This is a genomic window from Ignavibacterium sp. (assembly GCF_025998815.1).
In the GTDB taxonomy this organism is placed as follows: domain Bacteria; phylum Bacteroidota; class Ignavibacteria; order Ignavibacteriales; family Ignavibacteriaceae; genus Ignavibacterium.
Window position 1 is genome coordinate 323,841 of the sequence record NZ_AP026678.1, and the last position, 13,541, is coordinate 337,381.

Below are 13,541 nucleotides of genomic sequence, written 5' to 3' on the forward strand. Positions count from 1 at the left end.
TTTTTATGACAAGAGCCGAATTAATAAAAAAGATTTCAAGAAAAGCAGGAATACCTGATTCTGATATTAAACTTTTCTTCGAAATTTTACTTAAAAGATTATCTTCACTGCTGAAGATTGGTCAGGCAGCTTATCTTAAAGAATTCGGTTACTTCTTTTTACTTAAAGGAAAAATCAATCAATCCAGATTAAATTTTATTGAAGATAATGTTCCTGATACTTTTATTGATTTCATTCTCTTCTCTTTGAATAAAGATCTTAAATCCAGTATTGAAGAAGGTTTGATTTTTAATGTTCCAACAGTTGATGATGATGATTTTCAGATTGTTGATACTTATTTCAGTCTGAGCATTGGCAAACCTTTGATTCCTATTCGCGGAACATCTTCAGATGAGTTTTATGTTCCAACAGGAGGTTATGAATTAAGAAGATTGATTGAATCAAAAGTTGAAAAGATAATTTCTGAAGTTGAAATTTTAAGTGCTTATGAATCAAATCCTCCGCAAATAATTTTGACTTCGCAGGCATTCAACAGCAACAGAATTTCTCTTGAAATGACTGAACCGGAATTAAAGCTTGATGAAGAAATTCCGGATAGTTTTCTCGAAAGCGGAGAAGTAAAGAAAGAAGATACTTTAAGGATAGAACATGTTGCCTGGGATTTTGGTGTTGATTTATCAAAAGAAATTGAAGAAGAAACGATTATAGATTTCCAGGATAATAATGAAACTGAAGCAAAGCCAGATTTATCAGCAGATGAAAACGAAACCGAAAAAGAACCTGAATTGATTGTTCCTGATGAGATTGAACAAACAGTAGAAGAAATTATTAACGATGATTTGTTAACCATTACCGATAAAATTCAGACGGATGAATTGAATATCGAATTGAACGAAACCGAACCAATACCTGAAATTAGTGATGAGATTAAAACTGATGAAGTAATCGAACTTGAAATAAATCCTGAGCAAGAGAATATTTCTCCACAAGTTGAAGAAGAACTTCAGATAGAAGAACTGACAGTTGATAATATCGAGCCGGATAAAATTGAATTTGACTATGAAAAAAGAGAAAGTGAGAATGAAACTAAAACATCAGCTTTATTTGAAGAAGTAAAACCGGAAGAAATAAGCAAAGAATCTGATGAGAATGAATTTGAAGAAGTTGAATCGCCGTTGCCTTTAATTGATTTTGAAAAGCACAAAGAAAAAGAAAAAATAAGTGATAAGTTTGAAATAGTTAATGAACCTGTAGAAGAAAAATCTGAAGAAGATTTGTCAGCAATCAGTTCAGAGGAAGAAAAACAAAAATCCACTGAGTTTGATGAAGATAAGGAATTAAAGAAAGTTCGTGAAGAACTATACAGCTATCAACCTAAAAAATCCAGAGTTCCATTGTTGATAGTTCTTTTCGGAAGCATTGTCATAATTGGAATGTTGTATTTCTACATAACACAAATTAAAAATGTTGCAACAAAACAATCTGAACCTGTTGCGGTTTTGAAAACAGATAAAGCAACAATAGTCGAAAGAGACTTTTCTGTTCCGGTAAGTTATCCTTATCCCAAAAAAGAGATTGAAGAAACGATAGAACCAGTTAAAGAAGATTCAGCAAAGGTTGAAACAGATACAAATCAACTTGCATCTGAAATCAAAACTGTAGAGAAGACCGAAACAAAAGAACCGATTCAGCAGAAAAATATAGTTGAGACAAAAACCCAGCAACAACCAAAAGATACATTCGTTTCACAACCTTCAGTGAGTTATGAAAGAGTAGCTCCGAATATTTTCAAATACAAAGATTATTATGTTGTTCAGGTAGCAGCATTCAGATCAAATTCAATTGCTGAAAATGAAGCGGCAAAATTCAGGAACAAAGGTTATAATGCTTTCGTAGAAAAAGCTGAAATTCAGGGAATGGGTGTTTGGTTCAGAGTCAGGGTTGGTAATTTTCCAACATTAAGAGAAGCTCAGGAATTTCAATCAAGAGTAAAATTATAAACTAATTAAGGAAGAATATGAATCTATTTGAAATTTTTCTTAAAGGTGGGTTTATTATGTGGCTTATTCTGGCTACATCAATAGTCGGATTAGCAGTTGTAATTGACAGATTTTTAGTATTGAGAAAAGCCAGAATAAATGTTCCGGCATTTATGGTTCGCATACGCGGATTCATAAAGAAGAAAGACATCTCCGGTGCAATCAGTTATTGTATGGAAGAAAAATCTCCGGTTGCAAATATCGTTCGCAAAGGTTTGAAAAAATATAAATACGGACACGACAGAGTTAAAGAAGCAATTGAGAATGCCGGAAGTCAGGAAATTTCGAAACTTGAAAAAGGATTGACAATTCTTGCAACAGTTGCTGGTATTGCTCCATTGTTAGGATTTTTAGGAACTGTAACAGGAATGATTCAGGCATTTATGACTATTCAGGATTTAGCCGGTGCTGCAAATCCAAGTGATCTTGCTGGTGGCATTTGGGAAGCTTTAATCACAACTGCATTTGGATTAATTGTTGGTATTCCGGCACTTGCATTTTATAATTATTTCCTGAGTGCAGTGAAAAGATTAGTCGGTGAAATGGAAACAGTTGCAAATGATGTCGTTGATGTAATTCAGGAAGGTGAAGCCGAAGAAGCTGAAATTGATGATGAAATAGAATTATAATCGGGTAATAAAATGAAATTTAAAACATCAAAAGAACCGTTAAGTATATTTGCTTACTCATCACTTACAGATATTGTGATGTTATTGTTAATATTCTTTTTGCTAACATCACAATTTGTAATTCAAACCGGAGTGAAAGTAAAATTGCCGGGTTCAAAGACAAATGAGAAATCAGAACCGGCAAGAATGATTGTTACTTTAACGGAAGGTGGTGCAGTTTACGCTGGTTCCGAAGAAGTAAGTATTGATTTACTTCCTGCAAAACTGACTGAAATGAAAGCTCACATAAATCAGGATAATCTTATCATTAGAGCGGATAAGACAGTTGCAATTGAAATGGTAATTAAAGTTATTGATGCAGCAAAAATATCAGGCATAGAAAAGTTTACAATCGAAACGGAAAAAGAGCAATTATAAAATGAACTTCAGCTATAAAAAAATAAAGCAAATATCTTATTCAGCATCATTTCTGGCTCATCTGATTATTATTCTTTTGCTCTGGATAATCAATCTTTCATTTGATTATTCACCAAAAGAATATGTTGAAGTTTCATTTGGAATTTCCGGACAAACAGGTTCTGCGGGTGCAATTGGTGACCAGCTCAATAAAACTGAGGAGAATGCTAAACCTGAAGAGAAAACTACAACAAAAGAAAAAAGTCAGGAAGTTAAAGAAGTCGAGTTACCAAAATCAAAAACTACTGATGATAATAATGTCATAAATCCTGCTGACAAACAAAAGGAAGTTCAGAAAGAAACAAAGAAAGAGAACACAAAGAAAGAAACTTCTAATGTATCCAATCAGGGACAAGGTAACTTAGCACAAGGTGAGGGAAGTTTTGGATTTGATATTGAATGGGGTGGAAGTGGCACACGAAGAATTTATTATTACACACTTCCTGAATATCCTGAAGGTGTTCAGAAGGAAATTGATATCAGAATTCGTTTCACAATTAAACCTGATGGTACTGTTGGTTCGGTGACTTTGCTTACTAAGGCAGATACAAGATTAGAGCAGGCAGCTATTAATTCTCTTTGGCAATGGAGATTTGAACCATTACCACCAAATGCAAAACAAACTAATCAGACTGCTGTGATTGTTTTCCCTTATCGGTTGCGATAAAATCTTCTGAATAATAAAACTTATAGAAGAAAAACTCTGCAATTGTCAAAAGAACGAGTGAGAATGTATCCCGGTTAAATTCTCTTCCCAATCCTTCAGGTTCCATTACTGCTTTTGCAATCATACCGGTTATTGTCCATCCAACAGAAAATAAAATAATAATCAGTCCAACATTGAGAAATGCTGTTGAGAGATTTTCATCCTGCCATTTCTTTGTAAAAATAATCAGAATGAATAATAAGTGAATTGCGAAAATTACTCCGGTTATCATTTTTATTGTTCCGTTTTTCTTTTATTTAATAAACCCATTCCGACAAGTCCACCAATGATGCCGAATATTGTGTTGGTAATGAAATTAGATATGAACAATATAAAAAGATAAAGTGGTGAGAAACCGGTTTTCTGAATTTGCTTTGCCATTTGTTTCATTAGCTTTAATGATTCCTCAGCCATTGGTCCGAATTTAAGTTCGCGGATCAGAGATTCTGATTGAGGAAGCGCTTCGATAAAATCATTTGTTTTTGTAATAAATGTTATGAGTACATCCAATGTTGTAATGAATATGGTTGCGAATAATCCTGTCATTAAGCCGAACATTATTGCTTTTCCTGCAGCAATTCTTTCTGAATTTTTATTAACTCGCTGATCCAATATCAAAGCTAATATAGCAGCTCCGGGAACAATCAAACAACAACTGAAACTCTTTATTCCGGGTACAATCGAAAGAACTGCAGCACCAAAACCGGCTATAAAAGTTGGAAGATATCTTTTCAAAAATCTTTTTCCTTAGTTAATTCAACAAAATAATCTTTTATTATTTCAAAGATAAAAATAAATACTGATGCACCGAAGATGTTTCCTGTGATGAATGAAATAACTTTATTGTATTGATAAACTCCAAGATGTATTAAAATCACATCAACCAACATTGGAATTGCACTATAAAACAATAAGCGTTTACTTATGCTAACTGAAACAGGTAAAAGATTTAAGATTGCGGTAATCATTGCACCGAAATAAATCCCTGTACATCTTGCACAAACCATCAACTGCAGATGATTGCAGGTAAAACTTTTTTCGATTTTCTGATGACATAAAGGTGAATAAAAAAATTTAATCAGATGATATGCGAAAAGATTGTCCTTTCCAATAAAGCAAGGACTGAATATTCCAATGTTCCAGAGAATTAGTCCTGAAAGCAAAATTAACTTTAAATAAAAAACTTTTTTTTTTTGCATTTTGATTAGTCAGAAGAGGAAAGATAAATCAGAATTTTCTTTTGTGTAAGAATATAAAGTTTATCATTGAACAATAAACAACTGACAATGCTCTCATTCGATTTATCTTTAAGTAACAAATTGTAAAATTCAATACTTTCTTCAGAGGTTTTTACGAGCAAAATTTTGTTTTTTGTAGTTACAATAATTTTGTCGAAAAGTATCTCTAATGAATTTATCTGTTCATCAAAATTGATTTTAGAAATTCCATTTCCAAACTGATCAAATGTAATTAGGAAATTTTGATCTGCTATGAAGATTATCCCGTTAGCACTGATTGACATTGCAGTTGGATTATTTAAAGCAAACTCTCCTGCATCAATGCCTCCGAATTGTAATTTGAAATTTCCAAACAAATCAAATTTCACAATTCGTTTATTTTCTGAATCAAGTACATAAAGATCACCCTGATTAGAAACTACGCAACTTAGCGGATATCCAAACCTCTCGTCCGGATTATCATTTTCGCGTGTGTAAAGTTGTGAAATGAAATTTAAGTTTCTGTCAAATCTCTGAATGCGATGATTGTTTTTATCAGTTACATAAACTGAAAGAGGGTCAGCAAATACATCAACAGGTTCATCAAACTGAGATTGATTCCACCCGAATCCACCAACATCTTTAAGTAAATTTCCCAAAGTATCTAATTGAATTACTTCATCATTTCCTTTATCTGTTATATAAATAAAACCATTTGATGCAATGTAAAATGAAGAAGCATTCTCAAATTTTCCAATTGATTTCTCGAAAGAAAATTTCTGCGAGAAAGAGATGGTTGAAAATAGAATTATTAAAAAAAATAAATTCTTCATAAAGGTTGCAAAATTTTTTATAAACATAATCAGTTCAGAACTCAACATCAAATCTAATGTTAAAATTGCATTTATAAGCGTCCTTCGATATATTTCGAACCGAAATTTGAATAAAATTAATTGTCCCGTGGTGTAACTGGCAACACGTCTGACTCTGGATCAGAAGAGTCCAGGTTCGAGCCCTGGCGGGACAACAAGAGAATGTAGAATTCGGAGTAAGAAATCAATTCTACATTCTTGTTTTTTTAATTGATAATCTTACATTGGCGCGTTCGTCTAGTGGCTTAGGACGCCGCTCCCGACAAGTCGGGACGGAGATCACGGGTTCGGATAAAAAATGCAGATGAATGACTCGAGAAAAGAAATTTGTTCTTTAAGAAGTTTACAGAATAAAAAAGATTACATTGGCGCGTTCGTCTAGTGGCTTAGGACGCCGCCCTCTCAAGGCGGAGATCACGGGTTCGAATCCCGTACGCGCTACAAATACCTTATCGAACAATTACCTGCTTTATCATTGCGTCCACATCAGATTACGGGTTCTCCATATGATTCGTTCAGAAGAATCCCGTGCACACTTTATTTTATGTTATTGAAATTTTTATGGAGCAGTTTCTCTTACCAATTTTGAAATCGAAGAGAATTTGTAATAACCAACAGGATCGGGAGAGTTATCATTTATTATTGCCACACTATCGGTGAAAAGTTCACGCATTACCAAACCGGATTTGAGATTTATGTAATCATTGAAAATTACATCCCAATTCCAGTCTGATTCTACTTTAAAGCAACTATATGTAACACCATTTATCATAACATTTTCTTTCTTTGCAATAAATCTTTCGCGATAAAATGGTTCTATTAATTCAATCCATCGCTCACCAAGTCTTATTGGATACTGTAAAACTTTTCTCGGATAGGTGTAATATTGAATTGAATCACTTAGAGTAATATTAAATCCTCCCCCTTCGTACGAAGCCGGATTTAATCCAATCGTTTTAATAAAGTTGATTAGAGCCGTGCGGCTATTAAAATTCATTTTGGGTACAATAATCTGAGAACTTCCGGGATTAGCATATGCAATTGCATACAAACCACTATCAGAATTTAAATACCATAACTTATGCACGAATTGAGGAGTGACAACATCATATTCCTCAAATAAAACTAAATTGGAATAGTTGCCTATTGAATCGTTTAAATTTGTAATCTTGCAAATTGTGTTTCCGAGATCCATAATTTCAGTCGAATCAATATGACCGGTCGAATCATAAAACTCGAGTTTGAAGATTGTGTTGTATTCCCATTCTTTGTTAAGCTCAACAGGATATTTTGAATAATTTGGGATGTCACCGGAGTTGACAGATTTTTCACAAGCAGTGAAAAGAATTATTAAGGAAAGTGATGCAAATATTTTTGACATAAGTTTTCCTATTTTTGCCTGTAAATTTTATTCGGTTTTGTAAAGTAAAAATAGTCAATAATTCATTCCAATTTTATTTCTAAATAAAAATGAAACGATTTGATAAACATATTTTCATTTGTGAAAACCAAAGACCAGCCGGACATCCCCGCGGATGTTGTAAAGATAAAGGTGGCAGTGAAGTTAAAGAATTATTCAAAAAGCGACTAAAAGAACTTGGATTAAATTCATCTGTAAGAGCAAATACTGCCGGATGTCTTGATGCGTGTAAATATGGCGTTACTGTGGTTGTTTATCCCGAGCAGATTTGGTATGGCGGAGTTAAAACAGAGGATGTTGAAGAAATAATTCAAAGTCACATTATTAAAGACAAGCCCGTTGAAAGGTTATTAATTAAAGATTCCAGATTCAACAGAGATGAGTAACGATAAAGAAAAAACGAGGGCAAAAAAAATTCTGGATGCTCTGAAAGAGGAATATCCTGATGCGAAAATTGCTCTTAACTTTTCAAATCCATTTCAACTTTTGATTGCAACAATATTATCTGCTCAATGTACAGATCAGAGAGTAAATATTGTTACAAAGGATTTATTCAAAAAGTATAAATCTCCACAAGATTTTTTGAATGTAAGTGATGAAGAATTAGAAAAAGATATTTACTCAACCGGATTTTATAAACAGAAAGCAAAAAGTATAAAAGCTTGTTGCAAGGAATTGGTTGATAAGTATAACGGAAAAGTTCCTGACAATTTTGACGAACTCGTTAAACTTCCCGGAGTCGGAAGAAAAACCGCTTCGGTAGTTGCAGGTAACGCTTTCGGCATTCCGGCAATTGCTGTTGATACTCATGTCAAAAGATTATCAAATCTTTTAGGATTTGTAGAAACTGATAATGCAGATAAAATAGAAATGAGATTAAAAGAATTATTTCTGAAAGATTACTGGATTTTATCTTCACATCTTTTAGCGACTCACGGAAGAAATATTTGCATTGCACGAAGACCAAAATGCGAGCAATGTGTAATCGCAAAATATTGTCCATCTAATAAACTTATATCAGGGAAAAAATAATATGGAAAATTATCTTGATCGAAATTACTGTCTATCATTATTAAAAGAATACACACAAAGTGAAAGTCTGTTAAAGCACGCATTTGCTGTTGAAAGTTGTGTAAAAGCTTATGCAAGGAAATTCGGTGAAGATGAAAATTATTGGGGGAATGTAGCTCTGCTTCACGATTTTGATTATGAAAAATATCCAACTGCAGACGAGCATCCATACAAAGGTGCTGAAATTCTCAGATCAAAAAATTTTCCTGAGGATTTTATTCAATCAATTCTTTCACACGCTGATTATACCGGAGTAAAAAGAGAAACACTTTTACAAAAAACTCTTTTTGCCTGCGATGAACTTGCAGGGTTCCTGACTGCAGTTGCTTATGTAAGACCTTCTAAAAGTATAGATGAAGTTGAAGTGAAGTCGGTTAAAAAGAAAATGAAAGATAAAGCTTTTGCAAGAGCCGTCAGCAGAGAAGATATTATCAAAGGTGCAGAAGAATTAGGAGTTGATTTAGATACTCATATAGCTTTCTGTATTGAAGCAATGAGAAAAAATAAGGATTTACTCGGTTTATGAAAGCAGGGGAAATTGCACCGGATTTTACATTGTCTGATCAGTTCGGGAAAGAATTTAATCTTTATGAAAATCTGAAAAAAAATATTTTGCTGATATTCTATCCTAAAGACAATACCCCGGTTTGTTCTACGCAGTTAAGAGATTATCAAATTAATATTGAAAAATTTATTGAACTGAATGTTCAACCAATTGCAATAAACATTGCAGATGTTGATTCTCACAAATCATTTTGTGAAGAAATTAATGTCAATTTCCCTGTACTTAGTGATAAAGAGAAAAAAGTAAGTGAACTTTACGAAGCAATAAATTTTCTTGGTATGAACAAAAGGATGATAGTATTAGTAGGAAAGGATAGAAAAATTAAAATGATTAAAAAGATGCTACCAATAAACTACATTTCTACCGATGAACTGGTAAAAGAAATTATTTCCCTAAGAATAAACTAAAGACTTGACTTGTAAACAAATACTTCTATATTTTTCGAACAAAACAAGGAGAAACTTAGAGAGATTCTTGCTACTTAATAAATTCGAACTGATTTTAACATTTACAAATAAATAAAAGTATTAAGTATGAAAAGCAGAATCTCAAATCTCCTTGCAGTTCTCTTATATTGTTCAGTTTCTGCCTTCGCTCAAAGCGATGTTAAAGTTATCAATTCTGACTTTAATTCCCTTACCATCTCTTATATTCCGCAATTTACAGATACTTCATTTATTAAAATTGGTTCAGAAAATTTCAGAAATGTTTCATTTCAGTTTGGTAAAGTTTTAAATCCTGACGAGTTTGGTAAACCTTCAATACAAAAAAGAATTATTCCCATAGGAATTCCGGATGAGTTTGGAAATACAGTTGAAGTTTTAAATTACTCTTACAAAGAAATTGATGGCTCACTTCTTCCAATTCCTGAAATGGTTCCTGATTCAGTTTCATATCATCTTGTCTATAACAGAGGCAATAATTATTACGACACAGAACAAACTGAATTGGTCGCTTTTGGTGAATCCGGTTATGCGAGAGATATACTTGTTCAGAATCTGATAATAAGTCCGGTTCAGTTCGATCCGGTAACGAACAAAATAAGACTTTACAAAGAAATAACTTTCAGAGTTAATTTTTCATCAGCACAGGTTACATCCAAACCTGCCGATGATTTTCTTTCAGGTTCGGTATTAAATTTTGATATAGCAAGATACTGGAATAAATCAACTCAAAGAACAAATAAAATAAATGTAACCAACAGTGTTCTCGCAAACGGAAAGTGGATAAGATTTGAAACTCCGGAAGAAGGCATTTATAAAATTACTCGTACTCAATTAAGCAGTTTTGGAATAGATCCGAACACAGTTGATCCGAGAACTATTAAAATTTACAACAACGGTGGTAAAGTACTTCCTGAATTACAAAGCGCTCCACGACCAAATGATTTAGTTGAAAACGCTATTCTGATTGTTGGTGAAGAGGACGGAAAGTTTGACGCTAATGATTACATACTTTTCTACGGAAGAGGAACAGACTTTTTTGACTATGATGTTGATGGTAAAACTATCAAAAGATTTAAACATCCTTACTCAAAGAGTAATTACTATTGGATTACTTCAGGTGGTGCACAAGGAAAAAGGATGAATCGAAAATCATCACTCACTGATAATCCTGATTTCCAACAGAACACTACAGTTGCTTTCGCCTTCAAAGAAGATGATAAAATAAATCTTGGCAAAACCGGAAGACAATGGTTTGGCGATGATTTCAGTCAAACAATTTTGCAGAGAGTTTATATGAATAAACTTGATGCAAGAATTCCGACTGAACCAGTCAAGTACAATGTCAGGTTTATTGTGGGTTCATCAACTAATCTTACGCTTACAGTTTCTGAAAACGGTAATCAAATTTATTCAGGGTTATTATCAGGTTATGGAAATAACAAATATCAGGTTGGACGAGCTCATCCTTTGAGTTTTAATTACACTGGAAATATTCCTAATGATTTAAGTTCATTAACTTTCAGAATTAATCCTGCAGCATCAACATCGGTAGGTTATCTTGATTACTTTGAAATTGAGTACAAAAGAGAATTAAAAACTTTTGATGACTTTCTTGTAATTTATTCTAATGAAGTCAACGGTATAATCGAATATCAGTTAAGCAACTTTTCCACTTCTAATATTTCAGTCCTTGATGTAACAGATTATGCAAATGTCAGACTTGTAGATAATACAAATATCAGTGGTGGGAATTGCTCATTCAGAATAAATGAATCTGCAACTCAAAGGTCAAAGTACATTGCGCTGGAATCAGGAAAATTTAAAACTCCTGTTAATCCAACTGAAATTTCAAACTCGAATTTAAGAGGAGAGATAACAGGTGCTGAGTTTATTATTATTTCACCGAAAGAATTTCTTGATGCTGCAAATCGTTTGAAAAACTATCGGGAGAGTCAGACTGTTCCGGCAATTTCCACTATAGTTGCTGAGGTTGATAAAATCTTTAATGAATTTTCCGGCGGTTTATCTGATGTTTCTGCAATAAGAGATTATATTAAATATGCTTATGATAATTGGCAGGTAAAACCCAAATATGTTTTGCTATTCGGAAAGGGAACTTATGATTATAAAAACATTGAAGGTTTTGCTGACAATTTTGTTCCAACCTGGCAATCAGAAGAATCACTCATACTAATTTATAATTCTGATTCATACACTACCGATGATTTTTTCGTCAGAGCCGTTGGTGATGATAATGTAATTGATCTTTCAGCAGGAAGAATACCGGCAAGAAGTTTGGCTGAAATGAACAGTTACATTGATAAAATTATTAAATACGAAAAACAATCTGATAAAGGTCCGTGGAGAAATCTTGTAACTTTGGTTTCAGATGATGGTTGGACTTCAAGCGGTGATGATACTTCTTTGCACACCAGACCAAATGAAGAACTTTCAAAATTTTATTTTCCTCAATCATTTGACTTTAATAAAATTTATCTTGCTGCTTATCCACCGGTTATTACTTCTGGCGGTAGAAGAAAACCTGAAGTAAATGAAAAAATTATTAGCTCAATTAATGAAGGCACAGTTTATCTGAATTACATCGGACACGGTAACCCGGAAGTCTGGACTCACGAAATTGTTTTTGAAAAAACTGTAAGCATTCCAAGATTAAAGAATGACAGACTGTTCGTGCTTGGTACTTTCACTTGTGATTTTGGCTATTTCGATATTCCAAATTATCAAAGTGGAGCAGAACAATTGGTGCTTCTTAAAGAATACGGAGCTATAGCTGCTTTTACCTCTGCAAGATTAGTATTTGCAGGTGAGAACGAAGGATTAAATAAAGATTTTATAAATAGAATGTTCAATACTGCCAGAGATACTATGAATTTGCCAATCACTTTAGGAAAAGGATTTTATCTCACCAAGCTGACTAACAGCTCGATCAATGATCAGAAATATGTTTTATTAGGTGATCCAACATTAAGATTAAATATTCCTGTTCTCAATTCTGTTATTGATTCTGTAAATGGTCAGGTTCTTACAAGTGATGTACAGATAAAAGCATTGAGTAAAGTAAAAATTGATGGAAGAGTGGTTAATCCTGACAATTCAACTAGAACTGATTATAATGGTGAAGCTATCCTAACAGTCTTTGATTCTGAGAGAGATGTTCCATTGCCTGAAATATCTCCCAATCCTAATAATCCGTTTACTATGACTGTTCAGAATTCAATTATATTCAGAGGAAGAGTAAGCATAAATAACGGAGAATTCTCAACAGAATTTTATGTCCCTAAAGATATTTCCTACGAAAATAAAAATGGTAAAATCAACCTTTACTTCTTCAATCAGGAAAACGATGGAGTTGGATTCACAAAGAAGATTATAGTTGGTGGAACTGATTCGACAGTTGTAAATGATGGTAAAGGTCCTGAAATAAATATCTTTTTCGATAGCGAAGATTATCAGAGTGCATATCTTGTTGGTTCAAGTCCACTGTTGATAGTGAAACTTACTGATGAAACCGGATTAAACACAACTGGAACAGGAATAGGTCATAAGCTTGAAGGAATACTAAACGAGCAGGCTAATAATCCAATTGACTTTACAAATTATTTTACCAGTGATTTGGATGCTGGTGGAAAATCAGGTAAAATTTCTTATCAATTTAGCAGACTTGATAACGGTGATTATTCAATTCAGGTTAAGGCCTGGGATATTTTCAATAATTTTTCAACTGAAAAATCTTATTTTTCAGTCGTCGGTAATGAAGATTTAGTAGTTCGAGATATTTACAACTATCCTAATCCGTTTGCAGGGAGAACAACATTCACATTCCAGCAGAATCTTTCTGAGCCAATTGATGTAAAAATAAGAATCTTTACTATTGCAGGAAGATTGATAAAAGAAATTGAACAGCAATTTATAAGCGACCGGTATGTAACAATTGACTGGGATGGAAGAGATGCTGATGGCAATGAATTGGCAAACGGAACTTATCTTTATAAACTGGTGGTAAAGACTTCTGATGGTAAGTTTAATAAATCTTATCTCGGAAAACTTGCAGTTATAAGGTAAAAAAAATTGTTAGTGAAGTAATAAAGAAGTTTTTTAT

Annotated in this window: 14 protein-coding genes and 2 tRNA genes; 11 read left to right on the plus strand and 5 right to left on the minus strand. The window is 33.2% G+C overall.

Annotated elements, in window-relative coordinates; genetic code table 11:
* The first annotated feature begins 5 nt into the window (after positions 1 to 5).
* Genes Q0X14_RS01280 through Q0X14_RS01295 form a run of 4 tightly spaced genes read left to right on the plus strand, consistent with a single transcriptional unit; the run spans position 6 to position 3,791 of the window.
* Positions 6 to 2,000 carry an SPOR domain-containing protein gene (locus Q0X14_RS01280; protein WP_297841381.1) on the plus strand — a complete coding sequence of 665 codons (1,995 nt, stop codon included), beginning with the start codon at positions 6 to 8 and terminating at the stop codon, positions 1,998 to 2,000.
* Between the two features lie 17 nt (positions 2,001 to 2,017).
* Positions 2,018 to 2,668: a MotA/TolQ/ExbB proton channel family protein gene (locus Q0X14_RS01285; RefSeq protein WP_014560223.1), complete on the plus strand. Its 651-nt coding sequence runs from the start codon at positions 2,018 to 2,020 to the stop codon at positions 2,666 to 2,668.
* Between the two features lie 12 nt (positions 2,669 to 2,680).
* On the plus strand, positions 2,681 to 3,085 hold the full coding sequence (locus tag Q0X14_RS01290; RefSeq protein WP_297841386.1) for a biopolymer transporter ExbD: 405 nt from the start codon (positions 2,681 to 2,683) through the stop codon (positions 3,083 to 3,085).
* A 1-nt stretch (position 3,086) separates the two neighbouring features.
* On the plus strand, positions 3,087 to 3,791 hold the full coding sequence (locus Q0X14_RS01295) for a TonB family protein (protein WP_297841388.1): 705 nt from the start codon (positions 3,087 to 3,089) through the stop codon (positions 3,789 to 3,791).
* Here the strand turns inward: Q0X14_RS01295 and Q0X14_RS01300 are convergent.
* The 4 genes from Q0X14_RS01300 to Q0X14_RS01315 are packed head-to-tail and all read right to left on the minus strand — an operon-like array spanning position 3,748 to position 5,880.
* Positions 3,748 to 4,062 (minus strand): hypothetical protein, encoded by a 315-nt coding sequence (locus tag Q0X14_RS01300; protein ID WP_297841391.1) that lies wholly within the window; start codon positions 4,060 to 4,062, stop codon positions 3,748 to 3,750. The two genes, Q0X14_RS01295 and Q0X14_RS01300, sit on opposite strands and share 44 nt — an antisense overlap.
* Before the next feature lie 2 nt (positions 4,063 to 4,064).
* A complete protein-coding gene (locus tag Q0X14_RS01305; protein WP_297841396.1) occupies positions 4,065 to 4,565 on the minus strand; it encodes a DUF4199 domain-containing protein in 501 nt (166 codons plus the stop codon).
* Positions 4,562 to 5,029: a DUF2085 domain-containing protein gene (locus Q0X14_RS01310; RefSeq protein ID WP_297841399.1), complete on the minus strand. Its 468-nt coding sequence runs from the start codon at positions 5,027 to 5,029 to the stop codon at positions 4,562 to 4,564. Before Q0X14_RS01310 ends, Q0X14_RS01305 begins: the two co-directional genes overlap by 4 nt.
* Positions 5,030 to 5,034: 5 nt before the next feature.
* A complete protein-coding gene (locus tag Q0X14_RS01315) occupies positions 5,035 to 5,880 on the minus strand; it encodes an NHL repeat-containing protein (protein WP_297841401.1) in 846 nt (281 codons plus the stop codon).
* Positions 5,881 to 6,001: 121 nt separating this feature from the next.
* Here Q0X14_RS01315 and Q0X14_RS01320 point away from each other — a divergent pair.
* Together Q0X14_RS01320 and Q0X14_RS01325 are read left to right on the plus strand one after the other, a co-directional pair.
* Positions 6,002 to 6,074, plus strand: a tRNA-Gln gene (locus Q0X14_RS01320).
* Between the two features lie 212 nt (positions 6,075 to 6,286).
* A tRNA-Glu gene (locus tag Q0X14_RS01325) sits at positions 6,287 to 6,360 on the plus strand.
* A 118-nt stretch (positions 6,361 to 6,478) separates the two neighbouring features.
* Here Q0X14_RS01325 and Q0X14_RS01330 read toward each other — a convergent pair.
* On the minus strand, positions 6,479 to 7,300 hold the full coding sequence (locus tag Q0X14_RS01330) for a hypothetical protein (RefSeq protein ID WP_297841402.1): 822 nt from the start codon (positions 7,298 to 7,300) through the stop codon (positions 6,479 to 6,481).
* Positions 7,301 to 7,389: 89 nt separating this feature from the next.
* Between Q0X14_RS01330 and Q0X14_RS01335 the strand changes: the two genes are divergently transcribed.
* The 5 genes from Q0X14_RS01335 to porU all read left to right on the plus strand — a co-directional run bounded on the left by Q0X14_RS01335 (position 7,390) and on the right by porU (position 13,504).
* Positions 7,390 to 7,725, plus strand: a complete 336-nt coding sequence (locus tag Q0X14_RS01335; RefSeq protein ID WP_297841405.1) for a (2Fe-2S) ferredoxin domain-containing protein — start codon at positions 7,390 to 7,392, stop codon at positions 7,723 to 7,725.
* On the plus strand, positions 7,718 to 8,371 hold the full coding sequence (nth, locus tag Q0X14_RS01340; RefSeq protein ID WP_297841407.1) for an endonuclease III: 654 nt from the start codon (positions 7,718 to 7,720) through the stop codon (positions 8,369 to 8,371). Before Q0X14_RS01335 ends, nth begins: the two co-directional genes overlap by 8 nt.
* Position 8,372: 1 nt before the next feature.
* A complete protein-coding gene (locus Q0X14_RS01345) occupies positions 8,373 to 8,936 on the plus strand; it encodes an HDIG domain-containing metalloprotein (protein WP_297841410.1) in 564 nt (187 codons plus the stop codon).
* Positions 8,933 to 9,382, plus strand: a complete 450-nt coding sequence (locus Q0X14_RS01350) for a peroxiredoxin (protein ID WP_297841412.1) — start codon at positions 8,933 to 8,935, stop codon at positions 9,380 to 9,382. Before Q0X14_RS01345 ends, Q0X14_RS01350 begins: the two co-directional genes overlap by 4 nt.
* A 126-nt stretch (positions 9,383 to 9,508) precedes the next feature.
* Complete coding sequence (gene porU / locus Q0X14_RS01355) at positions 9,509 to 13,504, plus strand: type IX secretion system sortase PorU (RefSeq protein ID WP_297841414.1); 3,996 nt, start codon at positions 9,509 to 9,511, stop codon at positions 13,502 to 13,504.
* Positions 13,505 to 13,541 lie beyond the last annotated feature (37 nt).